The sequence below is a fragment of the Kitasatospora sp. NPDC087314 genome, assembly GCF_044744365.1.
Lineage (GTDB): Bacteria > Actinomycetota > Actinomycetes > Streptomycetales > Streptomycetaceae > Kitasatospora.
On record NZ_JBIUYE010000019.1, the window covers coordinates 140,573 to 166,605 of the forward strand.

Annotated in this window: 21 protein-coding genes and 1 riboswitch; of the genes, 9 read left to right on the top strand and 12 right to left on the bottom strand. The window is 73.9% G+C overall.

From position 1 onward, the window contains the following. The first annotated feature begins 99 nt into the window (after positions 1 to 99). Genes ACIO5E_RS34270 through ACIO5E_RS34280 form a run of 3 tightly spaced genes read left to right on the top strand, consistent with a single transcriptional unit; the run spans position 100 to position 4,069 of the window. Positions 100 to 1,632 (top strand): APC family permease, encoded by a 1,533-nt coding sequence (locus ACIO5E_RS34270; protein WP_400675568.1) that lies wholly within the window; start codon positions 100 to 102, stop codon positions 1,630 to 1,632. Next, entirely contained in the window at positions 1,629 to 2,891 is a 1,263-nt protein-coding gene (locus ACIO5E_RS34275) for a CaiB/BaiF CoA transferase family protein (RefSeq protein WP_400675570.1), read from the top strand. Before ACIO5E_RS34270 ends, ACIO5E_RS34275 begins: the two co-directional genes overlap by 4 nt. Further along, on the top strand, positions 2,888 to 4,069 hold the full coding sequence (locus ACIO5E_RS34280) for an acyl-CoA dehydrogenase family protein (protein ID WP_400675572.1): 1,182 nt from the start codon (positions 2,888 to 2,890) through the stop codon (positions 4,067 to 4,069). Before ACIO5E_RS34275 ends, ACIO5E_RS34280 begins: the two co-directional genes overlap by 4 nt. Before the next feature lie 105 nt (positions 4,070 to 4,174). On the opposite strand, the gene ACIO5E_RS34285 is transcribed toward ACIO5E_RS34280, so the two are convergent. The 5 genes from ACIO5E_RS34285 to ACIO5E_RS34305 form a co-directional block, all read right to left on the bottom strand. Then, on the bottom strand, positions 4,175 to 5,227 hold the full coding sequence (locus ACIO5E_RS34285) for a hypothetical protein (protein WP_400675574.1): 1,053 nt from the start codon (positions 5,225 to 5,227) through the stop codon (positions 4,175 to 4,177). A gap of 212 nt (positions 5,228 to 5,439) precedes the next feature. Then, positions 5,440 to 7,020, bottom strand: a complete 1,581-nt coding sequence (locus ACIO5E_RS34290) for an alpha-amylase family glycosyl hydrolase (protein WP_400675576.1) — start codon at positions 7,018 to 7,020, stop codon at positions 5,440 to 5,442. A 142-nt stretch (positions 7,021 to 7,162) separates the two neighbouring features. After that, positions 7,163 to 7,819: a bifunctional 4-hydroxy-2-oxoglutarate aldolase/2-dehydro-3-deoxy-phosphogluconate aldolase gene (locus ACIO5E_RS34295; protein ID WP_400675578.1), complete on the bottom strand. Its 657-nt coding sequence runs from the start codon at positions 7,817 to 7,819 to the stop codon at positions 7,163 to 7,165. After that, entirely contained in the window at positions 7,816 to 9,456 is a 1,641-nt protein-coding gene (locus ACIO5E_RS34300; RefSeq protein ID WP_400675580.1) for an amidohydrolase family protein, read from the bottom strand. The genes ACIO5E_RS34295 and ACIO5E_RS34300 overlap by 4 nt, the downstream gene beginning before the upstream one ends. A gap of 23 nt (positions 9,457 to 9,479) precedes the next feature. Beyond that, positions 9,480 to 10,811: an alanine racemase gene (locus tag ACIO5E_RS34305; protein WP_400675581.1), complete on the bottom strand. Its 1,332-nt coding sequence runs from the start codon at positions 10,809 to 10,811 to the stop codon at positions 9,480 to 9,482. Between the two features lie 125 nt (positions 10,812 to 10,936). On the opposite strand from ACIO5E_RS34305, the gene ACIO5E_RS34310 reads away from it, so the two are divergent. Genes ACIO5E_RS34310 through ACIO5E_RS34320 form a run of 3 tightly spaced genes read left to right on the top strand, consistent with a single transcriptional unit; the run spans position 10,937 to position 13,261 of the window. Then, positions 10,937 to 12,040: a sugar kinase gene (locus ACIO5E_RS34310; protein ID WP_400675583.1), complete on the top strand. Its 1,104-nt coding sequence runs from the start codon at positions 10,937 to 10,939 to the stop codon at positions 12,038 to 12,040. Positions 12,041 to 12,077: 37 nt separating this feature from the next. Continuing rightward, positions 12,078 to 12,827: an IclR family transcriptional regulator gene (locus tag ACIO5E_RS34315; RefSeq protein ID WP_400675585.1), complete on the top strand. Its 750-nt coding sequence runs from the start codon at positions 12,078 to 12,080 to the stop codon at positions 12,825 to 12,827. Positions 12,828 to 12,853: 26 nt separating this feature from the next. After that, on the top strand, positions 12,854 to 13,261 hold the full coding sequence (locus ACIO5E_RS34320) for a RidA family protein (RefSeq protein ID WP_400675587.1): 408 nt from the start codon (positions 12,854 to 12,856) through the stop codon (positions 13,259 to 13,261). A 119-nt stretch (positions 13,262 to 13,380) separates the two neighbouring features. On the opposite strand, the gene ACIO5E_RS34325 is transcribed toward ACIO5E_RS34320, so the two are convergent. Further along, entirely contained in the window at positions 13,381 to 14,598 is a 1,218-nt protein-coding gene (locus tag ACIO5E_RS34325; RefSeq protein ID WP_400675589.1) for an MFS transporter, read from the bottom strand. 189 nt (positions 14,599 to 14,787) lie between these two features. On the opposite strand from ACIO5E_RS34325, the gene ACIO5E_RS34330 reads away from it, so the two are divergent. Next, entirely contained in the window at positions 14,788 to 15,507 is a 720-nt protein-coding gene (locus tag ACIO5E_RS34330) for a DUF2470 domain-containing protein (protein WP_400675591.1), read from the top strand. A gap of 28 nt (positions 15,508 to 15,535) precedes the next feature. Here ACIO5E_RS34330 and ACIO5E_RS34335 read toward each other — a convergent pair whose 3' ends face one another. Beyond that, positions 15,536 to 17,077, bottom strand: a complete 1,542-nt coding sequence (locus ACIO5E_RS34335) for an APC family permease (RefSeq protein ID WP_400675593.1) — start codon at positions 17,075 to 17,077, stop codon at positions 15,536 to 15,538. A gap of 380 nt (positions 17,078 to 17,457) precedes the next feature. Further along, entirely contained in the window at positions 17,458 to 18,429 is a 972-nt protein-coding gene (locus ACIO5E_RS34340; RefSeq protein WP_400675595.1) for a peptidoglycan DD-metalloendopeptidase family protein, read from the bottom strand. Between the two features lie 2 nt (positions 18,430 to 18,431). Further along, positions 18,432 to 18,613: riboswitch (cyclic di-AMP (ydaO/yuaA leader) on the bottom strand. Between the two features lie 312 nt (positions 18,614 to 18,925). Here ACIO5E_RS34340 and ACIO5E_RS34345 point away from each other — a divergent pair. Then, positions 18,926 to 20,458 (top strand): MFS transporter, encoded by a 1,533-nt coding sequence (locus ACIO5E_RS34345; RefSeq protein ID WP_400675597.1) that lies wholly within the window; start codon positions 18,926 to 18,928, stop codon positions 20,456 to 20,458. Between the two features lie 31 nt (positions 20,459 to 20,489). On the opposite strand, the gene purB is transcribed toward ACIO5E_RS34345, so the two are convergent. Beyond that, positions 20,490 to 21,929 carry an adenylosuccinate lyase gene (purB, locus tag ACIO5E_RS34350; RefSeq protein WP_400675599.1) on the bottom strand — a complete coding sequence of 480 codons (1,440 nt, stop codon included), beginning with the start codon at positions 21,927 to 21,929 and terminating at the stop codon, positions 20,490 to 20,492. 109 nt (positions 21,930 to 22,038) lie between these two features. Here purB and ACIO5E_RS34355 point away from each other — a divergent pair, with 109 nt between their 5' ends. Beyond that, positions 22,039 to 24,168, top strand: a complete 2,130-nt coding sequence (locus tag ACIO5E_RS34355) for a HelD family protein (protein ID WP_400675601.1) — start codon at positions 22,039 to 22,041, stop codon at positions 24,166 to 24,168. A gap of 29 nt (positions 24,169 to 24,197) precedes the next feature. Here the strand turns inward: ACIO5E_RS34355 and ACIO5E_RS34360 are convergent, their stop codons facing one another. The 3 genes from ACIO5E_RS34360 to ACIO5E_RS34370 all read right to left on the bottom strand — a co-directional run bounded on the left by ACIO5E_RS34360 (position 24,198) and on the right by ACIO5E_RS34370 (position 25,916). Next, positions 24,198 to 24,650: a MarR family winged helix-turn-helix transcriptional regulator gene (locus ACIO5E_RS34360; RefSeq protein ID WP_400675603.1), complete on the bottom strand. Its 453-nt coding sequence runs from the start codon at positions 24,648 to 24,650 to the stop codon at positions 24,198 to 24,200. 97 nt (positions 24,651 to 24,747) lie between these two features. Next, a complete protein-coding gene (locus tag ACIO5E_RS34365; protein ID WP_400675605.1) occupies positions 24,748 to 25,164 on the bottom strand; it encodes a DUF3037 domain-containing protein in 417 nt (138 codons plus the stop codon). Then, positions 25,161 to 25,916, bottom strand: a complete 756-nt coding sequence (locus ACIO5E_RS34370) for a HipA family kinase (RefSeq protein ID WP_400675607.1) — start codon at positions 25,914 to 25,916, stop codon at positions 25,161 to 25,163. The genes ACIO5E_RS34365 and ACIO5E_RS34370 overlap by 4 nt, the downstream gene beginning before the upstream one ends. Positions 25,917 to 26,033 lie beyond the last annotated feature (117 nt).

Here is a 26,033-nt window from a genome sequence, read left to right on the forward strand (position 1 = left end):
TCACCCGAGACCCGAGCGCCACCGAGACCCACGCATCGCCCGAAACCCGAGCATCCCCGAGAATCCTCGCGCGTCACGCCACGTTCCCAGGAGCAGGTCATGACCGATGCCAGTGCACGTGCCACCTCCCCGACCGGCCCCCTCCCCCGGCAGGGCCCCGGCCCCGACGCCGACGCGGACCACCTGGCCGCCCTCGGCTACACCTCCGAGTTCAAACGCGACATGAGCCTCTGGGCGAACTTCTCCCTCGGCTTCACCTATCTCTCCCCGGTCGTGGGGGTGTACACACTCTTCGCCTCCTCCCTCGCGACCGCCGGCCCGCCGATGGTGTGGAGCTTCCTGATCGCCGGCGTCGGCCAGCTGCTGGTGGCGCTGGTGTTCAGCGAGGTGGTCGCCCAGTTCCCGGTGGCGGGCGGGGTGTACCCGTGGTCGCGCCGGCTCTGGGGCCGCACCTGGGGCTGGCTGACCGGCTGGGTGTACCTGCTCGCGCTGATGTCCACCATCGCGGCGGTCTCCTACGGCGCCGGCCCGTACGTGGCCGCGCTGCTGGGCGTCGAGCCGAGCACCGCGACGACCGTCTGGTGCGCGCTCGGCCTGCTGCTGCTCGCCACCGTGATCAACCTGGGCGGCACCAAGGTGCTGTCGGCGGCGGCCGTGTTCGGCTTCGCCGCCGAGCTGCTGGGCGCCCTCGCGGTCGGCGCCTGGCTGTTGCTGACCCACCGCTACCACGGGCTCGGCGTGGTCTTCGACCGCTTCGGCGCGGGCGAGGGCGGTTCGTACACCGATGCCTTCCTGGCCGCCGGCCTGATCGCGGTCTTCCTCTTCTTCGGCTTCGAGGCCTGCGGCGACGTCGCCGAGGAGGTGCCGAACCCAGGTCGACAGATCCCCAAATCGATGCGGCGCACCATCTACGTCGGCGGCGCGGCGGCGATCGGCGTCAGCCTGGCGCTGGTCATGTCGATCCAGGACGTCGGCGCGGTCGTGTCCGGCGACGACAAGGACCCGGTGGCCGCCGTGCTGCACGACGCGTTCGGCCCCACCGGCGCCCGGGTGGTGATCGGCGTGGTGCTGATCTCCTTCCTCTCCTGCGTGCTGAGCCTCCAGGCCGCGGCGAGCCGGCTGACGTACTCCTTCGCCCGGGACCGGATGATCGTGGGCAGCCGGCTGCTCGCCACCGTCTCGGACCGGCTACGGGTGCCGCCGTACGCCCTGCTGCTCGCGGCGGCGCTGCCCGGTGTGATCATCGTCGGCGCCTCGGCGCTCTCCGAGGGCGCCCTGACGAAGATCATCTCCTTCTCCAGCATCGGCATCTACCTCGCCTTCCAGATGGTGGTGCTGGCCGCGCTGCGGGCCCGGCTGCGCGGCTGGCGCCCGAGCGGGGACTTCCGGCTGGGCCGCTGGGGCCTGGCGGTGAACATCGGCGCACTGGTGTACGGCGTGGCCGCGATCGTCACCATCTGCTGGGGCCGCACCCCGGACGCCGCCTGGTACGACAACTACCTCGTGCTGCTCTCGGCGGTGGTGGTGCTCGCGGCCGGCGGGCTCTACCTGCTGCTGGCCCGCCCGCACCTGCGCAGCGACGCCCCGTCCGGCGACGCGGTCGCCGCCACCGGCGCGGTGGAGGACGCGTGACGGGCCTCCCCCTCGCCGGCATCCTGGTCGCCGACTTCGGCCGCGTCCTCGCCGCGCCGTACCTGACCATGCTGCTCGCCGACCTCGGCGCCGACGTGATCAAGGTCGAGCAGCCGGGCACCGGGGACGACACCCGCTCCTGGGGCCCGCCGCACGCCCAGGGCGAGGCCACCTACTTCCTCTCGGTGAACCGCAACAAGCGCTCCCTCACCCTCGACCTGCGCGACCCGGCCGACCACGCCCGCGCCGTCGAACTGGTGCGCCGCGCCGACGTCCTGGTGGAGAACTTCCGCCCCGGCACGATGGACCGCCACGGCCTCGGACACGAACGGGCCCGGATCCTCAACCCCGGGCTCGTCTACTGCTCGATCACCGGTTTCGGCGCCGGCCCGGGCGCCGCGCTGCCCGGCTACGACCTGCTGGTGCAGGCGGTCGGCGGCCTGATGTCGGTGACCGGCCCGGCCCCGGGCGAGCCGGTGAAGACGGGCGTCGCACTGGTGGACGTGCTGACCGGGCTGCACGCGGCGGTCGGCGTCCTGGCCGCGCTGCGCGAACGGGAGGCCACCGGGCAGGGCCAGCTGGTGGAGCTGAACCTGCTCTCCACCCTGCTGTCCGGCCTGGTCAACCAGTCCGCCGGGTACACCCTGGCCGGCACGGTGCCCGGCATCCTCGGCAACCGCCACCCCTCCATCGCCCCGTACGAGGTGTTCACCGCCGCCGACCGCCCGCTGGTCGTCGCGGTCGGCAACGACCGGCAGTTCTCCGCCCTCTGCCGGGGCTTGGACGCCCCCGCCCTCGCCACCGACCCCCGGTTCGCCACCAACAGCGACCGGGTCGCGCACGTCGACGCGCTCTGCGCCGAGCTCGCCGCCCGGCTCCAACGCCGCACCGCCGCCGAGTGGTTCGCCGTGCTCACCCCGCTCGGCGTGCCCTGCGGCCCGGTCAACGACCTGGCCGGCGCCTTCGCCCTCGCCGACTCCCTCGGTCTCGCTCCCCGGGCCACCCTGCCCGGCCCCGACGGCCGCCCGCTCGACCTGGTCGCCAACCCCATCGGCCTCTCCCGCACCCCGCCCCGCTACCACCTGCCCCCACCCCGGCTCGGCGAGCACACCGCCGAACTGACCGCCTGGCTCGACGCCGAGGACCCCGGCCGGCGCCCCGGCGGCCCCGCCGCACAGCCCCAGAACCCCGCCGCACGGCCCGACGGCCCCGGCGGGCAGCCCACCAGCCCCGACCGGCACCCCGAGGACCACCCATGAGCACCCGCACCACTCCCCTCGCCGACCCGCTCGATCTGATCGACCTCGCCGCCGTACTGACCGACGAGGAGCGCGACATCCAGGCCACCGTGGCCACGTTCCTGGCCGACCGGGTCCGCCCGCACCTGGCCGAGTGGTTCGAGAACGCCCACTTCGCCCGCGAACTCGCCCCCGAAATGGGCGCGTTGGGCCTGCTCGGCATGCATCTGGACGGCTACGGCTGTGCCGGCACCAACGCCGTCTCCTACGGCCTGGCCTGCCTCGAACTGGAGGCCGCCGACTCCGGCTTCCGCAGCTTCGTCTCCGTCCAGGGCTCGCTCGCGATGTACTCGATCCACCGGTGGGGCTCGGAGGAGCAGAAGCAGGAGTGGCTGCCCCGGCTCGCCGCCGGCACCGCGATCGGCTGCTTCGGCCTCACCGAGCCGGACTTCGGCAGCAATCCGGCCGGGATGCGCACCCGCGCGGTGCGCGACGGCGGCGACTGGATCCTCAACGGCTCCAAGATGTGGATCACCAACGGCGGCATCGCGGACGTCGCGACCGTCTGGGCCGACACCGATGAGGGCGTCCGCGGCTTCCTCGTCCCGCGCGGCACGCCCGGCTTCAGCACCCGCGACATCCGGCAGAAGATGTCGCTGCGCGCCTCCGTCACCTCCGAACTGCACCTGGCCGACGTCCGGTTGCCCGCCGAGGCACGACTGCCCGGGGCCGCGGGGCTGCGCGGGCCGCTGTCCTGCCTGAACGAGGCACGCTTCGGCATCCTGTTCGGCGCGGTCGGCGCCGGGCGGGACTCACTCCAGGCGGCCCTGCGGTACGCCGACTCCCGGGTCCAGTTCGACCGGCCGATCAGCGGCTTCCAGCTGACCCAGCGCAAGCTCGCCGACATGGCGGTGGCGCTCGGCAACTCCGCGCTGCTCGCCGTCCACCTCGGCCGGCTGAAGGACGGCGGGCGGCTGCGCCCCGAGCAGGTCAGCGTCGGCAAGCTCAACAACGTGCGGGAGGCGCTGACGATCGCCCGCGAGTGCCGGACGATCCTGGGCGCCAACGGCATCTCGCTGGAGTACTCGCCGATCCGGCACGCCAACAACCTGGAGTCGGTGCTGACCTACGAGGGCACCAGCGAGATCCACACCCTGGTGATCGGCCAGGCACTCACCGGGCAGGCGGCGTACCGGTAGACGCGAACGGGCCCGCGTCCGGCTTGTCCAGAGCCGGGCGCGGGCCGCCGATCCCCACCCGGCGCCGATGCCCTTGGCCCGGGTGGAGCTGCGCGTGCGGTGCGGTCAGACCGCGACCGCCTCCTCCGTCTCCTCCTCGACCTCCGCCGGGGCCTCCACCGGTCGGCGCCCGCGCCCCTCGTACAGCGCGGCGGCCACCAGCGCGGCGCCGCCCAGCAGCAACCAGACCACCAGCGTCAGGACGTGCCCGCCGAGGCCCGCGCCGCCGTCGAAGTACAGGATGCTGCGCGCGCCTTCCAGGAAGCCGGCACCGGTCCAGAAGCCGTGCAGGGTGCCGAAGAAACCATTCTGCAGCTCGGGCCGGAAGACGCCGCCGGAGCTGGTGAAGTTCAGCATCACGAACAGCACCATCAGGGCCAGCGTGGTCCACTTCTTCAGGAAGGCGTGCAGGCCGATGCCGATCAGGACCACCCCCGCCGAGTAGAGCCAGCCGAGCGCCCACACCGCGGCCAGGTCGTGGTCGACCACGTGGAAGACCGGCCCGGCGGTGACGGCCCCGATCACGCTCACCACCAGCGACACCGCCACGCCCACCAGCGCCCGGATCCGCAGGCTCAGCCCGGCGCCGGCCGCGCCGATCGCGGCGACGCTCGCGTAGGAGCCGATGCTCAGCGAGACCAGCAGGAAGAACAGGCCCTGACCGGTCGGGTCACCCTCGGCCGGCGTGGTGAGGTCGGTGACGTGCAGCGGGACGCCCTGCCGGTCGGCGACGTTGGCGAACACCGCCGTGGCGGCCACCACCGAGGTGTCCGAGTTCCCCTTGGCGACGAGCAGTTCAGGGCTCCTGGCGTCCGGGACGAACGCCCCGACCAGGTCGCGGTCGCGCAACTGCTGCTCGGCGGCCGTCCGGTCGGGCAGGGTGCGGACGTCGAGCGTGTCCCCGGCCTTGGCCCGGATCGCCTCCGCCAGGCCGTGCGCCTGCGGGGTCGTGCCGACGACGGCGACCTTCAGGTGGTGCGGCTCGGGCTGGTGGAAGGCGCCCTGGTAGGCGAGCGCCATGCCGAGGCACATCAGCAGCGGGGTGATCAGGTGGACGGCGAGGTGCTTGAGCGAGTGCCCCAGGGTGGGCGCTGCGGCGGGGGTCTGGGGTGTGCTCATGACGTTCGTACGGTCCTCCGGCGACATCGGTCAGTCGGGTGGCATATACGACCATTACAGGTGGTAAATGCAACCATCTATGGATGTAGCTTACAACCACTCGACGCCGATCGAAAGCCGGTCCCCGTGGCCGGGGGCTCGGAGCGAGCAGTCCGAACCCCCGGAACGGACCGGAGCGGGCAGCCCGAGGCCCGGCACGCGCAGCCCGGGCCTCAGGACAGCTCGAACACCCCGTACCCGAAGCCCTCCGCCCGCAGTTCCCCGTCCGCCACCCGCACGCCCTGCGCCTCCAGCGGGCGCACACCGCCACACTCCAGCCGCACCGACCCCGGCTCCCGGCGCGGGTTGACCGCCACCAGGTACCGCCCGGCCCGGGTGTACACCAGCGGGTACCCGGCGTTGCGGACCTCGACGCCGCCGGCCGCGCCCAATCCCGGGTGCGCGCGGCGCAGCGCGATCAGCCGCCGGACGGTGTGCAGCAGCGAGGTCGGATCGGCCCGCTGGGAGAGCACGTCCGGCCGCCGCGGGTCCGGGTCCACGGGCAGGTAGAGGCGCTCGGGCGGCGCGCCGGAGAAACCCGCCGTCGGTCCGGGCTCCCACTGCATCGGGGTCCGCGAGCCGGCCCGGTTGTACCGCGGGCCGAGCGCGCTGCCCTCGACGTCGGGCAGCCCGGGCAGGTAGCGCATGCCGATCTCGTCGCCGTAGTACACGGCCGGCAGGGTCGGCCAGGTGAGCTGGAACGCGAAGGCGGCGGCCAGTTGTTCGGCGGTGCGCGGGCCGGTGGCCAGCCGGGAGAAGTCGTGGTTGGCGGTCGGGAGGGCGATGTGGCCGCTGCCCTCGGTCAGTTCGGCGGCGGAGCGCCAGGCGTCCAGGAACACCTGCGGGGTACCGCGCCCCTCGGCCTCGAAGTAGCACGGGCCCTGGTGCCAGAACTCCTCGACGGTGCCGCCGCCGTTGTTCCAGAGCGAGCGCAGAGGCAGGCCGTGGTCGGCGCCGCCGAACTGCAGGAAGAAGTCCGCGTGGAAGCCCGCCGCGACGGCGGCCGCCGGATCGCCCCACTCGGCGAACAGGGCGGCCTGCGGGTGGGCGCGGTCCAGCCAGTCCCGCAGACCGGTCCACAGCTTGGCGGTCTCCACCAGGCCCGGGTCGTCCTTGACCAGCGAGGACGCCATGTCCACCCGGAAGCCGGCCATCCCGAGGCCGAGCCAGTGCGCCATGATCTCGCGCAGCGCCGCCCGGTTGGCGCGCGGGCCCTCGGCATCCACCGGCTGACGCCAGGGCTCCTCGGAACTGCCACGTGCGTAGCCGAAGTTGAGCGCCGGCTGGCAGTCGAAGAAGTTCGGCCGGTAGCAGCCGGGGCGGCTGCCGGGCGAGGCGACGAAGCCGTCCACCGGACGCTCGGACCAGATGTACCGGTGGTCGGTCGGGTCCTCGGCGGCAGCCAGGAACCAGGGGTGGCGGTCGGAGGTGTGGCCGGCGACCAGGTCGAGCAGGATCCGGATGCCCTTGCGGCGGGCGGCCTCGACCAGCGCGACCAGATCCTCGGTGGTGCCGTAGCGCGGGGCGGGGGCGAGGTAGTCGGTGACGTCGTAGCCGGCGTCGCGAAACGGCGAGGCGAAACAGGGGTTGAGCCAGACGGTGTCGACGCCGAGCCAGGCGAGATGGTCGAGGTGCTCGGCGATGCCCGCGAAGTCGCCGATGCCGTCGCCGTCGGAGTCCGCGAAGGTCTGCGGGTAGATCTGGTACAGGACGGCGTCGGCCAGCCAGTCGGGGCCGGGGCGGGTCGAGGTCATGGGGTGGGTCCTCCTGCCGGATCCGGGGCCGGGGACCATGATTCTCGCCCATCCCCGGCCATCCCGACAGCCCGCCGCCCACCGCCCACCGCCCACCGCCGCTGCCAGTATCGAGACCCCGATCCCGACCGCAGCGACCGCCTCAGGCCCGGGCGGCGGCGCACGCCTCGGTGAACGCCCGGGCCCGCCGGGTGATCTCCGCCCAGTCCCCCGCCGCGACCGCGTCCGGCACCACCACGTCCGTCCCCGCGCAGACCGCGAGCGCTCCGTGCGCCAGGAACTCCGCGGCGTTGCCCGCGTTCACGCCGCCGGACGCCACCAGCGGGACGTCCGGGTACGGGCCGCGCAGATCCTTGAAGTAGCCGGGGCCGAACGCCCGGGCCGGGAAGATCTTCACGGCGGCGGCGCCGAGGTCCACCGCCCGGGCCACCTCGGTCGGGGTGAGCGCCCCGAGCACCACCGGCACCTCGGCGGCCCGGGCGGCCTCCGCGACCTCGGGCCGGCAGCCGGGGGTGACCAGGAAGGAGGCCCCGGCGGCGATCCCGCGCTCGGCCTGCTCGGCGGTCAGCACGGTACCGACGCCAACCCGCCAACCCGCCTCGGCGGCGCGTAGCAGATGGTGCGTCACATCCGGTGTGGTGTAGGTGAATTCGGTCCAGTTGATGCCACCCTCGGCGAGCGCGGCGCACAGCGCGGCCGCGTCCGGGATCCGGGGCGCGCGGACCACGGCGATCACCGGGTCGTCGGTCAGGGCGGAAAGCGGGTTCTCGGCGGGCGGATGCACGGTGGCGGGATTCACAGGGCTCGGGTTCCTCGGTCGGTGCGGCGCAGGGCGCGCCCGGGCCGGGCGCCCGTGGTGCGGCCCTGCCGGACGACGGCGGTGCCGTTGACGTACACGTGCTCGATGCCCTCGGCGGGCAGCCGGGGGTGCTCGAAGGTGGCGGCGTCCCGGACCTGTCCGGGGTCGAGGAGCACCAGGTCGGCGTGGTGGCCGGGGGCGATCCGGCCGCGCCGGTGCAGTCCGAGCCGGGCGGCGGGCCGGCCGGTCATTCGGGCGACCGTCTCCTCCAGCGTCAGCACGCCCAAATCCCGGCTGTAGTAGCCGAGATAGCGGGGGAAGGTGCCCCAGGCGCGCGGGTGCGGCCGGGCGCCGACCAGCAGTCCGTCGCTGCCGACGGTGTGCGCCGGGTGGCGCATGATCGCCCGGACGTTCTCCTCGTGCCCGACGTGCTGGAGGATCGTGGTGGCCAGTTCGTCGCGGCGCAGCAGGTCGAGGAAGACCTCCGTCCCGCCGCGCCCCCGCTCGGCGGCGAGTTCGGCGACGGTCCGGCCGACCGTCGCCGCCAGCTCCGCCGCGCGGACGCCCGAGATCTGGATCGTCGCCCAGTCGGCGACCACGCCGTGGCAGCCGTCGCTGCCCTTCTCCTCCACGTCGTAGCGGATCCGCTCGCGGGCCGCCGGGTCGGCGAGCCGGGTGAGCGTCGCCGCCGGGCCGCCCTCGGTGGCCCAACTCGGCAGCAGGGCGGCCAGGGTGGTGGATCCGGGCAGGTAGGGGTAGCTGTCCAGGGTGAGGTCGACGCCGTCGGCGAGCGCCTCGTCGACCAGCTCCAGCAGTTCGCCGGCGCGGCCCCGGTTGACGCCGAAGTTCATCGTGGCGTGGGTCAGGTGCAGCGCGCAGCCGGTCCGCCGGGCGATCTCCACCATCTCCGCGTATCCCTCCAACGCGCCGGCGCCGTATGAGCGTTGGTGCGGTGCGTGGAAGCCGCCGTAGGCCGCGACCACGGTGCACAGCTCGACCAGCTCGGCGGTGTCCGCGTACATCCCGGGGGTGTAGCTGAGGCCGCTGGACATGCCGACCGCGCCGTCCAGCAGGCCCTGCGCCAACTGCTGGCGCATCCGGTCGAGTTCGGCCGGGGCGGGCGGCCGGTTCGCCCAGCCCATGGCGAGCATCCGCAGCGAGCCGTGCGGGACGAGGTAGCAGGCGTTGACGGCGGCGCCGGTGCGGTCGATCCGGTCCAGGTAGCCGGCGACGCCGCGCCAGTCCCAGTCGAAGCCCTCCGGATCCCCGTTCCAGCCGGCCAGTTGGCGGCGCAGCGCGGGCAGCGTGGTGTCGTCGACCGGGGCGTAGGACAGGCCGTCCTGGCCGAGGACCTCGCAGGTGACTCCCTGGGTGACCTTGGCCGGGTGCTCGGGTTCGAGCAGCAGAGCGAGGTCGGAGTGGGCGTGCATGTCGATGAAGCCGGGGGTGAGGACCAGGCCGTCCGCGTCCACCACCCGGGGCGCGTCGAGGCCCCGGCCGATCCCGGTGATCAGGCCGTCGGCGATCCGCACGTCCGCCCGGTAGCGGTCCGCACCGGTGCCGTCGACCACCGTGGCGCCCCGGAAGACCACGGCGTCCCCGGCGCCCTCAAGGCCCCCGGCGTCCCCGACGCCCACGCGCCCCGCTCTGCCGCCCGCCATCAGAAGAACGTCCTGACCAGCCCGGTGACCTTCGGCTCGGCCGCGTCGGCGGAGTCCAGCACCGGGATCGCCGTCCACTTGTCGAAGGCCGTGCACGGGTGCGAGACGCCGACCCGCACCACCGCGCCGACCGGGGCGAGGTCGCCCGCGTCGCGCAGGAAGGCGTGCTGGTCGTTGAGCGCGGTGATCCGGGCCGACGTCCCGGTCAACTCCGCGCCACCGCGCACGCGTTGCGGATCGGGCAGGCCCTCGTCGAAGGGCAGGTCGCGCTTGCCGGCGTCCAGCAGCGCCAGCTGCGGCTCGGGCCGGGACACCACCCGCGCCCAGCCGTGCAGCGCACTGCGGAACGGCGCGTCGCCGGCGCCCCGGGCCAGCGGGGAGATGCCCCGGTAGAAGCCGTCGTCGTGGGCGATGTACGCGCCCGAGCGCAGGACCACGAACGCCTCCGGCAGCCCTGTCAGTTCCTCGACGACCAGGTCGAAGTAGGCGCTGCCGCCGGCCGTCACCACCGGCTGGGCGTCGCCCGGGTAGGCGCGGGCGAGCCGGCCGTGCAGTTCGGCGAGCGTCCTCAAGTAGCCGCGGACGGTGTCCAGCCCGTCGACGGACGCGTCGTGGGCGAGCGCGCCCTCGTACCCGCCGACGCCCGCGAGGCGCAGGGTGGGGGCGCGCAGGACGGCGGCGGCGACCTCGACGGCCGCGTCCACGCCGCGGGCACCGGTCCGCCCGCCGGGGCCGCCGAGTTCGATCAGGACCTCGACCGGTCGTTCGGCCCCGGCGGCGCGCAGCGCCTCGTCCATCAGCCGGACGCTCTCGGCGGAGTCCACCCAGGAGACGAAGGCGAAGGCCGGGTCGGCGGCCAACTCGGCGGCGATCCAGGCCAGTCCGGCCGGGTCGAGCAGGGTGTTGGCGAGCAGGATCCGCTCGACCCCGAAGGCCCGGGCGACCCGCACCTGCGGCAGGTTGGCGAGGGTGATGCCGTGGCTGCCGGCGACGAGCTGCGCCTGCCACAGGGCGGGCGCCATGGTGGTCTTGCCGTGCGGCACGAGCGCGACCCCGGCCTTGGCGCACCAGTCGGCCATGGTGCGGATGTTGTGGTCCAGCGCGGCGCCGTCCAGGGTGAGCAGCGGGGTGCCCAGCCCGGCGAGGGTGGGCCCGGTGGCCAGCCAGTCCCGGACCGAGCGCCCCTGCGCGGCGCCGTCCGGGCGCCCCACCGAGGAGACGTCCGGCGGGACGGCCTTGAACCGCCAGTCGAGCGTCTCGTCGGCGAGGCCCGCCACCGCGCCGCCGTCGATGCCCGGCCCGGTGCCGATGCTTGCGAAGGTCTGCTCCACCGTCTTCCTCCATCTGCCGTGTTGCAACATGTGCAATGAGGGTTGCACATGTTGGCATCACGGTTCTAGCATCGGCGCCGGATCACGGTCAACGGAACGGCCGCCGCAGACGAGGAGCCCAGCAGATGCCGCGACAGGACACCCCGGGCCCGACCCGACCCGGTCCTTCCCCGACGGCCGTGTGCGTGGGCGAGTCCATGGCGGTGCTGCTGCCGGACCGGCCGGGCCCGCTGGAGGCGGTGGAGAACTTCCGGCTGTCGGTCGGCGGTGCGGAGTCCAACGTGGCCGTCGCACTGGCCGCACTCGGCGTGCCGACCGCCTGGATCAGCCGGGTCGGCGACGACGGCTTCGGCCGCCGGCTGCTCGACGAGGTCGCCGCCCGCGGTGTGGACGTCTCGGCGGTCGCCGTCGACCCGCACCGCCCCACCGGCCTCTACCTCAAGGAGGTCGGCGGCGCCACCGGGCACCGCCACGACCTCGGCCCCGGCCGGAGCCGGCTGCACTACCACCGGCGCGGCTCCGCGGCCGCCGCGCTCTCCCCCGCCCTGCTGGCCGACCAGGCCGCCGCCCGGCTGCTGTCCGGCGCCCGCCTCCTGCACCTGTCCGGCATCACCGCCGCGCTCACCGACGACTGCCTCGCCCTGCTGCGCGCCCTGCTCGCCGAGCGCCGCCCGGGGCGGATCGTCAGCTTCGACCTCAACTGGCGCCCCGCACTCTGGCACGACCGCGACCCGGCCGTCCTGCCGCCACTGCTGGACGCCGCCGACCTGCTGCTGCTCGGCGCCGACGAGGCCGAGGCCGCCTTCGGCACCGGGGACCCGGCCGCGCTGCGCCGCCGCTTCCCCACCCCCGCCACCGTGGTGGTCAAGGACGCCGCCCGGCTGGTCACCGCCCTGGAGCGGGACGGTACGGCGGTGGCCGAGCCCGCCCTGGCCGTCGACGTGGTCGAGGCCACCGGCGCGGGCGACGCCTTCGCCGCCGGGTACCTGGCCGGCACCGTCCACGGCCTGGACCAGCGCCGCCGGCTGCGGCTCGGCCACCTGAGCGCCGCCTGCGCGCTGACCGCCCACGGCGACCAGGCCGAGCTGCCGTCCGCCGCCGCGGTGACCGCGCTGCTCGACGCCTCGCCCGCCGACTGGGCCGCCACCCGGGTCTCGGCGGCGGGCATCACCGGCCCGGCCGTCCCCGCGGAGCGGTCCCACGACGCCCTGCGGGCCCGGGCACAATGAGCACGAACCCGAGCCCGAACGACCCCGGCGGAGCACGATGAGCCAGACCGTCACCCGCGCCCTGCGCCTCCTCGCCGAGCTCGGCGAGGGCGAGCGCTCCCTCGACCAGCTGGCCGAGGTGCTCGGCGTGCACAAGACGACCGTGCTCCGGCTGCTCCAGAGCCTGGAGGAGGAACGGTTCGTCTACCGCGACGCCGCCTACCGCTACCACCTGGGCGCCGGCCTGTTCGCCCTGTCCGGCCTCGCCCTGGAGCAGCGCGGTGTGCGCCGGATCGCCGCCCCGCACCTGGCCGAGCTGAACGCCGCCACCGGCCAGACCGTGCACCTGGCCGCGTACGAGGGCGGCGAGGTCGTCTACATCGACAAGTTCGACTCCCGGCACCCGGTCAGGATGTACTCCCGGATCGGCCTGCGCGCCGCCCTGCACAGCGCCGCCGTCTCCAAGGTGCTGCTCGCCGACCTGCCGCTGCCCGAACGCCGCCGGGTGGTGGCCGGGATCGACTTCACCCCGCACACCCCGCGCACCCTCAGTACGCCCGAGGCGCTGCTCGCCGAGTTGGAGAAGGTCGCCGTCCAGGGCTGGGCGCAGGACCACGCCGAGCACGAGGCGTTCATCAACTGCGTGGCCGCGCCGATCCGGGACGGCAGCGGCCGGGTGGTCGCCGCCGCGTCCATCTCCGTCCCGGACGTCGTCCTCCCCTACGAGCAGGTGCTGGACCTCCTCCCGCAGCTGCTCGCCACCACCCGCGGCATCTCCGCCGACTGCGGTTGCCCGGACCGCAGCTGATCCACCGTCAGAACGTAAGGAAGCTCATGAGCGACAAGACCGAGATCCGCACCGACGGCGCTCCCGCCCCCGCCTGGATGTTCTCCCAGGGCGTCCGCAAGGGCCCGATCCTGCAGGTCTCCGGCCAGGGCCCGCAGGACCCGGCGACCGGCGAGTACCTCCACCACGGCGACGTGAAGGCGCAGACCCGGCGCACGCTGGAGAACGTCAAGGCGATCGTCGAGGCCGGCGGCGCCACCATCGAGGACGTGGTGATGTTCCGCGTCTACCTCACCAAGCGGGCCGACTTCCCGCTGATGAACGAGGTGTACGCCGAGTTCATCGAGGAGAACGTCAAGCCCGGCGGCGTGAAGCCCTGCCGCACCACGATCTTCGTCGAGCTGCCGCAGGAGCCGATGCTGGTCGAGATCGACGCCCAGGCCGTCGTCGTCTGAGCCCCGCGACCGACGAACGGTCGCCCGAGCCGCACGGCCGGCAAGGCGCCTGAGCCTCATGACCGACGCGAGGACCCGGACGCCCCCCAGCCGTCCGGGCCCTTCGCCGCTTCCCGCGCTCACCGCCCCACGGGCACGCCCTGCTCGACCGCCGCGCCCGAGTGCGCCACGATCCGCCCCTCGCCCGCCGCGCCGCCGCGCCGGTCCAGCGCCGCGGAGAACACCGTCACGCCGAGGGCGACGACGGTCAGCAGCCCGCCCACCCAGTTCGGCGCGGCGTAGCCGAGCCCGGCCGAGATGACCAGCCCGCCGAGCCAGGCGGCCAGCGCGTTGCCCAGGTTGAACGCGGCGATGTTGGCGGCCGAGGCCAGCGTCGGCGCGCCGGCCGCCTGGTCCATGACCCGCTTCTGCAGCGGCGCGACGGTCGCGAAGCCGAACAGCCCGATCAGCGGGATGGTGACGATCGCGGCCACCTTGCTGTGCGCGGCGAAGGTGAAGGCGAACAGCAGCGCCGCGAGCACCGCGAGGATCACGGTGAGGCTGCGCATCAGCGCGCGGTCGGCGAACCAGCCGCCCAGCAGGTTGCCGACGAACAGTCCGACGCCGAACAGGAAGAGCAGCCAGGTGACGCTGCTCGGGGCGAAGCCGGCCAGTTCGGTCATCATCGGCGTGATGTAGGTGAACATCGCGAAGATGCCGCCCCAACCGAGCACGGTCATGGCGAGCGCCGACCAGAGCCGCAGGGTCCGGAAGGCGGCCAGCTCGGCGCCGAGCCGGGCGGCCTCGGCCCGTGGCTGGACGGGCACCAGCGCCGCGATCCCGGCGAGGCCGACCAGGCCGAGCCCGGCGACGACGTAGAAGGTGGAGCGCCAACCGAAGTGCTGGCCGAGCAGCGTGCCCATCGGGACGCCGAGCACGTTGGCGGCGGTGAGGCCGGTGAACATCAGGGCGATCGCGCCGGCCCGCTTGTGCGGGGCGACCAGGTCGGCGGCGACCACCGAGCCGATGCCGAAGAACGCGCCGTGTGCGAAGGCGCTGACGATCCGCCCGACCATCAGCAGCCCGAAGGCGGGCGCGACGGCCGCGATCAGGTTGCCCACCACGAACAGGCCCATCAACGTCAGCAGCATGCCCTTGCGGGGTGCCCGGGTGCCGAGGACGGTGAGCAGCGGTCCGCCGATCACGACGCCGAGCGCGTAGCCCGAGATGAGCAGGCCGGCGGTGGGGATGGAGACCGAGAAGTCGCCGGCGACCTCGGGCAGCAGGCCCATGATCACGAACTCGGTGGTGCCGATGCCGAAGGCGCTGATCGCCAGCGCCAGGAGCGCGAGGGGCATGAGGGACCGCTTTCCGAAGAGAGATCTTTGCGTGTGCAACTACCAGCGTCGACAATACGGCGGTCCGCAGATACTTGCAAGCGCCGCCTATCTTCAGCGACAGCAACTCGGCGACAACCCCGGCGCGCCACTTGCCACACCCCTCGACGGACATTAGGTTAGGCTCACCTAACTTGATGGAGGCCCCCCATGAGCCTGTCCGCCCGCGACGCCGAGGTGCCCGAGCCCACCACCGCCGAACGGGCCCACAGCCTGCTCAGCGCGACCTCCTCGCTCACCGTCCGCGCCTGCGGCGAGCACCACGACCTGGAGAGCCCGGTCTCCGTCCACGGCTCCCGACTGCGCCTGCGCGCCCCGCTGGGCACCCCGCTCACCACCGCCGCCGCCGGCGCCGCCGAGGGACTCGCGGTCGTCCTGGACGTCACCGACATCGCCCCCGTCGCCGTCCGCGACCGGGTCCGTGCCCGCCTCACGCTGGCCGGCCGGCTGCACCTGGCCCACCTCGCCGACGACGGCCTGAGCGTGCACCTGCGCGTGGACGTCGCCCACGCCGTCCTCGCCACCCCGTACGGCACCGGCGCGCTCACCGCCGACGACCTCGCCCTCGCCACGCCCGACCCGCCGGCCCGCTACGAGGCCGCCATGCTCACCCACCTCGCCGACGACCACGCCGACGCCCTCGCCGTCCTCACCCGCCTGCTCGACCCGGACCTGCTCGCCCAGCACCCGGACGTCCGCCCGCTCGCCCTGGACCGCCACGGCCTGGTGCTGCGCCTGGACCACCCGCACGGCCACCGCGACGTCCGCCTGGTCTTCCCCGAACCGGCCGCCGACACCGAGGACTTCGGCCACCGGATGCACCAGCTGCTGACCGCCGCCCAGCACGGCCTGCCCGCCCACCGGATCTGAACCAGCAGACCGATATTCTGACGTATCGTCAATTCCGCTCGACGGCGGCCTCCTCCAGGATCACCCGCCCCATCCGCGCGTACCGCTCGGGGCTGCGCCGACGCATGGTGAGCGCCAGCACGATCCCGCCCACGAAGGCCCCGATCACCAGGTACGGGATCAGCCGGAACAGCAGCGTCCCGGCGGCCGCCCCGGCCGCGGTGTCCTTGTTGAGCACGAGCAGCACCACCACCCCGGCCATCGCCACCCCGCCCAGCAGCGGTGCCACCAGCGTGCGGAACCAGTGCTTGGTCTCCGGGTGCCTGCCCTGCACGTGGAAGTACCCCACCACGGCGAAGGAGCAGAGCGTCTGCACGATCAGGATCGCCATCGTGCCGAGCAGCGCGAGCAGCGTGTACAGGTGCGTGTACGGATCCATCCCCGCCGCCAGGAACGCCGCCACCAGCGCGCCCGCGATCCCCGACTGCACCACCGAGGCGACGTGCGGCGAGCCGTACCTCGGGTGGGTGCGGCCGAGCGCCGGGAGCAGGAACCCCTCCCGCCCGATCGCGTACAGGTAGCGGGCCGCACACTGGTGGAAGGCCATCGCGCAGGCGAACGAGCCCGTGACGACCAGCCATTGGAACACCTTCACCGCCCAGGCCCCGAGGTACGCGCCCAGCGGGTCGAGGAACAGGCTGTTCCCGTCCTTGCCCGGCACCGCGCCGCTCGCCACGTCGATCGCGTGCCGAACCCCGTTGCCGGACACGATCATCCAGGACACGAACACGTAGAACAGCCCGACCCCGACCACCGAGACCAGGGTCGCCCGCGGCACCACCCGCTTCGGGTCCCGGGACTCCTCGCCGTACATCGCGGTCGACTCGAAGCCCACCCAGGAGCAGAACGCGAAGAACAGGCCGAGGCCGGCCGCCGCAGCGCCCGAACCCCCTACCCCCGTCAGCGCGTTCAGCGGGTTCACCGCCTCGCCGACGATGCCGTCCGGCCCGCCGCCGCCCACCAGCACGGCCAGCGAGACCGCACCCAGCACCCCGATCTCCAGCACCAGCGCAACCCCGAGCAGCCCCGCCGTCAGATGCAGGTCGAACCAGGCCATCACCCCGATCACCGCCAGCCCGAACAGCGCGTACCAGCCCCACCCCAGGTCCACACCGAGCTGCGAACGGACCAGTCCGCGCAGCGAGTAGGCGAAGAAGCCGATGACCGAGGCCTCGAACACGATGTACGCGAGCACCGCGAGCAGCCCCGAGGCCATCCCGGCGACCCGGCCGAGCCCGTGCGAGATGTACCCGTAGAACGCCCCGGCCGCGGTGATGTGCCGGGCCATCGCCACGTACCCGACCGAGAACACCGTGAGCACCACGGTCGCCAGGACGTACGCGGCGGGCGCGCCGACGCCGTTGCCCTGCCCGACGACGATCGGCAGGTTGCCGGTCATCGCGGTGATCGGGGCGGCGGTGGCGATCGCCATGAACACCACGCCCACCAGGCCGACCGAGTCCGCCTTCAACCGGTCGACCCCGCCTCCCCCGGTCTGCCCGTCGACCGTTTCCCCGCTCCGGACGGCCATCCGTCCTCCTCCGTGCGCCATGGCTCCACCGCCCGCCGAACCGCCGGGCGCCGACTGCCCGACAGCATCGGGGCGCGGCGAGAGCCCTCGCAAGAACAGATCGTCGGACCGGTCGCGGGCAGGTTGACGCCCTGTTCGGTTCCACTCACCCGCGCTCGAACGAGCCCGCCCGGAAAGGGCATTGGCCGAGAAAAGCATCGGCCGGAAAAGGCGATGGCCGGCCCGGCACACGAGGGAGGTCTCGTGCGCCGGGCCGGCCTGGGCGTGTCCCGCGCCCATGTCCGCCGCTGCGGCGATCACCCGGTCGAGCGGTCACCCGACATGACCATTCCGGGAGGTCGTTCCGCCCGTAGCAGCGGTGGCTTCTCAAGCGGTACGGGTCAGAGCGCGACGCCGTGGGCCCGCAGGTAGGTGACCGGGTTGATGTCCGAGCCGTACTCCGAGCCGTTGCGGATCTCGAAGTGCAGGTGCGGGCCGGTCACGTTGCCGGTCGCGCCGGAGAGGCCGATCTGCTGGCCGGCGGTGACGGTCTGACCGATCTTCACACCGATCGAGGAGAGGTGCGCGTACTCGGCGTAGTGGCCGTCGGAGAGCTTGATCTCGACCTCGTTGCCGTAGGCGCCGCCGTTGCCGGCCTTCACCACGACACCGTTGGCGACGGCGCGCAGCGGGGTGCCGGTGGAGGCCACGAAGTCCTGGCCGGTGTGGTGGCCGGAGGCCCACATCGAGCCGGCCACGCCGTAGGCGGTGCCCAGCTTCGGGTTGGCCAGCGGCGCGACGAAGCCGGACGTGGCGGCGGCTACCGGGGTGGCGGTGACCGCGGCGACCGGCGCGGCGGTCTGCACCTGGGTCTGGAGCTGGGCGGACGGCTTCGCGGCCTCGGTCCGGACCTCCAGCTGGGCCTTCGGCTTGGCGGCGGTGTCCGAGGCGGCCGGAGCGGCCGGCTTGGCCGGGGCGGCGTCCGAGGACGGCGCGGCAGCGGTGGCCTGGCCGGCGATCGCGAGCTGCTGGCCCGGGAAGATCAGGTTCGGGTTGCCACCGACGACCGAGCGGTTGTGCGCGTACAGCGCCTCCCAGCCACCGTCGACGTGCTTGGCGTCGGCGATCTTCGACAGGGTGTCGCCGCTGACGACGCGGTAGCTCTCCTGCGCGGGGGCCTGGGCGGCGGGAGCGGAGGCGGGAGCGGCACTGGTCGAGGTGGTGCTCTGCGCGACCGGGGCGGCCGGGACGGTGTAGGCCTGGGCGCTCATCGCGGTGACGAGCGGGAGGGCGAAGGAGGCACCGGTGACGGCGGTGGCGATGCCGATGCGGACGGCGCGGGGCAGGGCGATACGACGAGCCTGAGCAGGCATGGGATTTTCCTCTCCGACGCCTGCGAGGTGAGCTGTCGGGTTCGGGCTGGAGTTGCCCGGCCGCATGCGCGGCTTCACCCCTAGCCGGCCCTGGATCCGGTCACGCGAGAGCGTGCCGTTCCGGTCCGGCGACTTACCTGTGGGTCCCCCGCTCCTGCCGTACAGAGTTCAGTTCGAACCACCGGGCAGCGGCAGGACTCGGCGTTCCGCCCGGAGGATCCGTCCGGACTGGCCGGGCGGTCGCTGAACTAAAACCCATCCATTCGAGTGAAGCAATGTCGATCACTTGAACCGGCAACCACTGCGCGGACCATGGTGACCCTCCGAATGATCCGCCGCACTGTACGTGCACAATCCATTCACCCGGCGCCACTGATCCACGACGCTGCGCCCATCCCGCCAGCACAGCGCACCCGGCCGCTCACGCACCGCCCACCGTCAACACACCCCCCGGTGACCCTTGTCACGTACACCCCACTGGGCGCAGGATCAGGCCGTGACCACCTCTGAGTCCGGCATCCTGCGTCTGGGCACCGCGCAAGGCCGCTGGGTACTTCTGGCGACGGTGCTCGGCTCCAGCATGGCGCTGCTCGACGGCACCGTGGTGAACGTCGCGCTGCCCCGGATCGGCGCCGATCTCGGCGCCACGCTCGCCTCCCTGCAGTGGACGCTGAACGCGTACCTGCTCACCCTGGCCGGGCTGATCCTGCTCGGCGGCGCGCTCGGGGACCGGTACGGCCGGCGCCGGGTGTTCCTGATCGGCGTGGTCTGGTTCGCCGCCGCCTCCGCGGCCTGCGCCGCCGCCCCGGACATCCAGGTGCTGATCGCCGCCCGCGCCGTCCAGGGCGTCGGCGGGGCGCTGCTCACCCCCGGTTCGCTCGCCATGCTGCAGGCCGTCTTCCACCCGGACGACCGCTCGGCGGCGGTGGGTCTGTGGTCGGGCCTCGGCGGGGTGGCGGCCGCGGTCGGCCCCTTCGTCGGCGGCTGGCTGGTGGACGGCCCGGGCTGGCGGTGGATCTTCCTGCTGAACCTGCCGCTCGCGGCCGCCGTGGTCGCGGTCACCTCCCGCTTCGTCCCCGAGAGCCGGGACGAGAGCGCCGTCGGCCACTTCGACGTCCTCGGCGCGCTGCTCGCCGCGCTCGCCCTCGGGGCGATCACCTACGCGCTCACCGCCGCCGGGGAGGGACTGTCCCCCGCCGTCTGGGTCAGCGGCGCCCTCGGCCTGCTGTTCGGCGCGGCCTTCCTCGCGGTCGAGCGCCGCACCGCCGAGCCGATGCTGCCGCTCGGCCTCTTCTCCTCCCGGCTGTTCACCGCCGTGAACCTGGTCACCCTGTGCGTCTACGCGGCGTTCAGCGGGGTGTTCTTCCTGCTGGTGGTGCAGCTGCAGATCGTCGCGGGCTTCTCCCCGCTGGTCTCCGGCCTCGCGCTGGTCCCGATCACCGTGCTGATGCTGACGCTGTCGGCGCGCGCCGGGCGGCTCGGCAAGCGGATCGGCCCCCGGATCCCGCTCACCGTCGGCCCGCTGCTGTGCGCCGCCGGGGTGCTGCTGATGCTGCGCACCGGCCCCCACTCCTCCTACTGGGCGGACGTGCTGCCCGCCGTCGCGGTGATGGGCTGCGGGATGGTGCTGCTGGTCGCGCCGCTGACCGCGACGGTGCTGGCCGCCGTCGAGGTCCGGCACGCGGGCATCGCCAGCGGCGTCAACAACGCCGCCGCCCGCGCCGCCGGGCTGCTCGCGGTCGCCGCCCTGCCCGCGTTCGCCGGGCTGAGCGGCGACGCCTACCGGGTGCCGTCCGCGGTGGACTCCGCCTTCCACACCGCGATGCTGATCTGCGCCGGGCTGCTGGTCACCGGCGGGCTGACCGCCTTCGCCACCGTCCGCGGCAACGTCCTCGCGCCGGCGGACCACCCCGTCGCCGAGCCGGACTGCCAGTGGAACTGCGGCACCACCCCGCCGCTCGACCCGGGCCACGTGCCCACGGAAGAGGGCCCCGCCACCGGATCGGCGGCAGGGCCCTCGGCCGGCTGAAGCACCGGCTGGAGTACTGACTGAAATACCGTCAGAGAATGTCGCCCGGCGCGTACTTGGCAGCCTCCGGGTAGGCGGCCGCGACGGTCTCCACCTGGCGGACCACCTCGGCGACCTGGGCACCGGCCGCGCCGGTGAAGGACAGCCGGTCGGCCAGCAGCGCGTCCAGCGCGGCCCGGTCCAGCGGGATCCGCTCGTCGGCGGCCAGCCGGTCCAGCAGCTCGTTCTCCCGGGCGCCCGCACGCATCGCCAGCGCGGAGGCGACGGCGTGCTCCTTGATGACCTCGTGCCCGGTCTCCCGGCCGACGCCCGCGCGCACCGCGCCCATCAGCACCTTGGTGGTGGCGAGGAACGGCAGGTAACGGTCCAGCTCGGCCTCGACCACGGCGGGGAAGGCGCCGAACTCGTCGAGGACGGTCAGGAAGGTCTCCAGCAGGCCGTCGAAGGCGAAGAAGGCGTCCGGCAGCGCGACCCGGCGCACCACCGAGCAGGAGACGTCACCCTCGTTCCACTGGTCGCCGGCCAGCTCGCCGGTCATCGAGGCGTAACCGCGCAGGATGACGGCCAGGCCGTTGACGCGCTCGCAGGAGCGGGTGTTCATCTTGTGCGGCATCGCCGAGGAGCCGACCTGGCCCTCCTTGAAGCCCTCCGTGACCAGCTCGTGGCCGGCCATCAGGCGGATGGTCTTGGCCAGGCTGGACGGCGCGGCGGCCAGCTGGACGAGGGCGGTGAGCACCTCGAAGTCCAGCGAGCGCGGGTAGACCTGGCCGACGCTGGTCAGCACGTTCTCGAAGCCGAGGTGCCCGGCGACCCGGCGCTCCAGCTCGGCGAGCTTGTCGGTGTCGCCGCCGAGCAGGTCCAGCATGTCCTGGGCGGTGCCGACCGGGCCCTTGATCCCGCGCAGCGGGTAGCGGGCGATCAGCTCCTCCAGACGGCGGAAGGCGACCAGCAGCTCGTCGGTGATCGACGCGAAGCGCTTGCCCAGGGTGGTGGCCTGCGCGGCCACGTTGTGCGAGCGGCCGGCCATGACCAGCTCGGAGTGCTGGGCGGCCAGGCTGGCCAGTCGGACCAGCACGGCCACCGTACGGTCGCGCACGTGCTCCAGCGACTGACGGATCTGCAGCTGCTCGACGTTCTCGGTCAGATCCCGGGAGGTCATGCCCTTGTGGATCTGCTCGTGGCCGGCGAGTTCGCTGAACTCCTCGATCCGGGCCTTCACGTCGTGGCGGGTGACCCGCTCACGGGCGGCGATCGAGCCGAGGTCGACCTGGTCGATCACCCGCTCGTAGTCGGCGACGGCGTTCGCCGGCACCTCGACACCGAGGTCCTGCTGGGCCTTCAGGACGGCGAGCCACAGGTGGCGCTCGAGGACCACCTTGTGCTCGGGGGACCACAGCTGGGCCAGGGTCGCCGAGGCGTACCGGGAGGCCAGGACATTGGGGATCTGGGGCTTCGCGCTCACGCTTCGCAAGCCTAACAGCCGAGGTCAGCCGGAACGTCGGCGCATCGGGTAGGCTGGGTCAATTGAGCGTCCGTCAGGTGACGCTCGACAAACTTCTCGCCGCAAGGATACCACGCCGATGCACGGAATTCCAGCGGAACCGCCCCTCGCCGAGGCGCTGCGCGCCGAACAGGCCCACCTCACCCGGCTCTACGCCCGGTTGGACAGCACCCGCGCGCAGGCCCGCCGCGCCCGTGACGGCGCCCTCGACGGGGCCGGCGCCGGCGGCACCCACCAGGCCCGGCTGGAACGCGAGGTGCGCGCCCGCGAGGCCACCCGCCGCGCCGCCCGGCTCGACGCCGTCGAACGCGGCCTCTGCTTCGGCCGCCTCGACCAGCGCGACGGCACCGTCCACTACATCGGCCGCACCGGCCTGAGCGACGACGCGTACGAGCCGATCCTCCTCGACTGGCGCACCCCCGCCGCCCGGCCGTTCTACACCGCCACCCCCGCCCGACCCGGCCCCGTCGTGCGCCGCCGCCACCTGCACACCCGTGGCCGCACCCTCACCGGCCTGGACGACGAGGCGCTCGACCTCGACCGGATCGACGAGTCCGGCCGCCGCACCCTGGTCGGCGAGGCCGCCCTGCTCGCCGCCCTCGCCCGCGAGCGGACCGGCCGGATGGGCACCGCGGTCGCCACCATCCAGGCCGAGCAGGACCGGGTGATCCGCGCCCCGCTGCCCGGCGCCCTGGTCGTCCAGGGCGGCCCCGGCACCGGCAAGACCGTCGCCGCCCTGCACCGCGCCGCCTACCTGCTGTTCACCCACCGCGCCGCGCTGGAGCGCCGCGGCGTCCTGGTCGTCGGCCCCCACCCCGGCTTCCTGCACTACATCGACGAGGTGCTGCCCGCCCTCGGCGAGACCGAAGTGGTGCTGCGCACCGTCGGCGAGCTCTTCCCGGGCGTCACCGCGACCCGCAGCGACACCGCCGCCACCGCCGTCGCCAAGGGCGGCCGCTGGATGGCCGGGGTGCTGCGCCGGGCCGTCGCGGCCCACCAGTCGGCCCCCGCCGGCGGCCTCGACCTCGGTGAGGGCCTGCGGCTGTCCGCCCGCGCCTGCGCCGAGGCCCGGGACGCCGCCCGCGGCCTGCGCCTGCCGCACAACCGGGCCCGCGCGTACTACCTGCGCACCCTGCTCGACGCGCTCGCCGTCGCCCAGGCGCTCGCGCTCGGCCGCCCGTACGACGACGAGGAGGCGCACTACGCCCCGCGCGAGCTGTGGGCCCGCGCGGACGTCCGCGCCGCGCTCGACCCGCTCTGGCCTCGACTCACCCCGGAGCAGCTGGTGGAACGGCTGCTCACCGACCCGGGCCTGCTCGCCTCGGCGGCGCCCGACCACCACGACGCGCTGCTCCGCCCGCCCGGCGGCCCCTGGACGGTCGAGGACGTCCCGCTGCTCGACGAGGCCGCCGAACTGCTCGGCGACACCCGGCCCGCCGACCGCCCCGAGGACGACCCCGACGAAGCCGAACTCTCGTTCGCCCAGGGCGTGTTGACCATCACCGGCCAGACCGGCGATGTCCTGCTCGACCCGGCCCTGCTGGCCGGGCGCTTCCACCACGACGGCCCCCACCGCTCGACGGCCGAACGCGCCGCCGCCGACCGCACCTGGGCGTACGGCCACGTCGTCGTGGACGAGGCTCAGGAACTCTCCGCGATGGCCTGGCGCACCGTCCTGCGGCGCGTCCCGACCAGTTCGCTCACCATCGTCGGCGACCTCGCCCAGACCGGCTCGCCCGCCGGCGCCCGCAGCTGGGCCGAGATGCTCGACCCGCACCTGCCCGGCCGCTGGCGCGAGACCCGCCTGACCGTCAACTACCGTACGCCGGAGCCGATCATGGCACTCGCCGCCGCCGTCCTGCGCACCACCGCACCCGACCAGCAGCCGCCCGAGTCGGTCCGCCCGGGCGCCGAGCGCCCGTCCGCCGTCCAGGTCCCGGACGCCGGGTTCGCCGCCGCCCTCGCCGAACTGCCCGCCCCCGCCGGCACCTTGGGCGTGATCGCGCCGGACGACCTGGCGGGCGACCTCGGCGCGCTCACCGTCGCGGCGTGCAAGGGCCTGGAGTTCGACGCCGTCGTGGTGGTCGAGCCGGCCGCCATCCAGGCGCGGTCCGCGCGGGACCTCTACGTCGCGCTCACCCGCGCCACCCGCACGCTCACCCTGCTCCACCACCGCCCACTGCCACCGGCGATCGCCGAGGTGCTCTGACCCCGGCCGACCGGGCGTGGCGCCGCGCGCTAGGCGGTGCCCGCCCGGCCGGCCAGCACCGGCAGCACCTGCGCACAGATCGAGTGCAGGGCGATCCGCTGCTCGTCGGTCATCGCCTCGAAGGCCTGGTGGGTACGGGCCATCTCGCCGCGGATGCGGTTCAGGATCTCCCGGCCCTCCTCGGTGATCACCACGATCTTCACCCGGCGGTCACCGGCCGCCGCCTCCCGGTTTGCGAGGCGCAGCGACTCCAGCCGGTCCACGATCCCGGTGACGTTCGAGGCGTCGCAGCCCAGCCGTCCGGCCAGCGCCCGCATCGGCACCGGCTCCTGCACCGCGCCCAGCGCCTTGGCCTGGGAGGAGGAGAGCCCGTGCCGGGCGGCGGCCGCCGCGAAGTCCTGGAAATACGCGGCGCCGACGGCGGCCAACGCCTCCATCAACTCGGCGTTGGTCGGTACGGTCGTCGTCGCTGTCGAACCCATGGGGTCAGCGTACGGCGGAGTGCTTCAGCAACTCAAGCTTTGACCACGGCAACCGTCCGCGGCGGGGCGAAGAGGCCGGCCAGGAGGTGGGGCAGGACTAGAGCACCAGCTGGTCGAACAGCCGCCGCAGCTCCGCCTCCGGGTCGGCGGTCAGCCCGGTGTGCACCGGCCCCGGCTGGACGATCGCGCTGCGCGGCGCGGTCAGCCAGCGGAACCGCTGCCCGGGGCTGTCCCCCGCCGCCGGACCGGCCTGCGAGCCCCCCGCGCACACCGCCTCGATCCCGTACAGCGCCCGCCGCACCCCGTGCACGTCCGCCACCGGGTCCAGCGCCAGCAGCCGGGCCTGGTCCAGGTGCGTCCGGGCGGCCAGGTGCGCGTTCTGCCGGCAGTACAGCAGCACCCCGACGTTGACGCACTCACCGCGCTCGACCCGCGGCACCGCGCGGATCACGGCGTACTCGTAGTCGTGCAGCTCACCAGCCATCGACAGCTCGGGCGTCCTCGGCTCGATCATGCGGGCACCTCCGGCAGCCAGTCGCGCGGACCGGCCAGGCGCCCGGTCAGCTGGGCGCGGTACGCGGCGTGCACCGCCTCGGGCGAGTCGAAGCCGGGCTCGTCCACCAGCCAGACCTCCGGGATCTGCGCCACCGCCCCCTCGATCGCCGCCTCCGCGAGCGGCGCGAGCGCCTTGTCCGCGGCCGCCAGGTCGGGCTGGGCCCGCAGCAGCGCGTGGTCGGAGGCGTCGTACGGGCGGCGCACCCAGGCGGCGGCGCCCGCCCAGTGGTGGTGGAAGATCAGGCTCGCGCCGTGGTCGATCAGCCGCAGCCCGCCGGTCGCCACCAGCAGGTTGGGGTTGCGCCAGGAGCGGTCGACGTTGCCGATCAGCGCGTCGAACCAGAGCACCCGGCCGGCCGACTCCGGGTCCACCTCGAAGCAGAGCGGGTCGAAGTTGAGCGCACCGCTGACGAACGCCATCCCGAGATTGGTGCCGCCGCTGGCCCGCATCTGATCCTGGATCTGCTGGTCCGGCTCGCTCCGGGCGAGCACCGGATCCAGGTCGATCGTCACCAGCTCCGGCACCGGCAGACCGAGCCGCCGGCCCAGTTCCCCGGCCAGCACCTCCGCCACCAAGGCCTTGCGGCCCTGCGCCGCGCCGACCCATTTCAGCGCGTACAGCCGCCGGTCGTCGGCCTCGACCAGGCCCGGCATCGAGCCGCCTTCTCGCAGTGGCGTCACATAACGGATCGCCGTCACCTCGGGGAGCACGGCCGACAGCCTATCGGTGCCGACCCGCCACCTCCTTCCCTCCTCCGCCATCCGCCCCATCCCGGTGGCAGCCCCCGCTGCTCCGTGCGAGTGTGGCGGACAGTAATGGGGACCTTC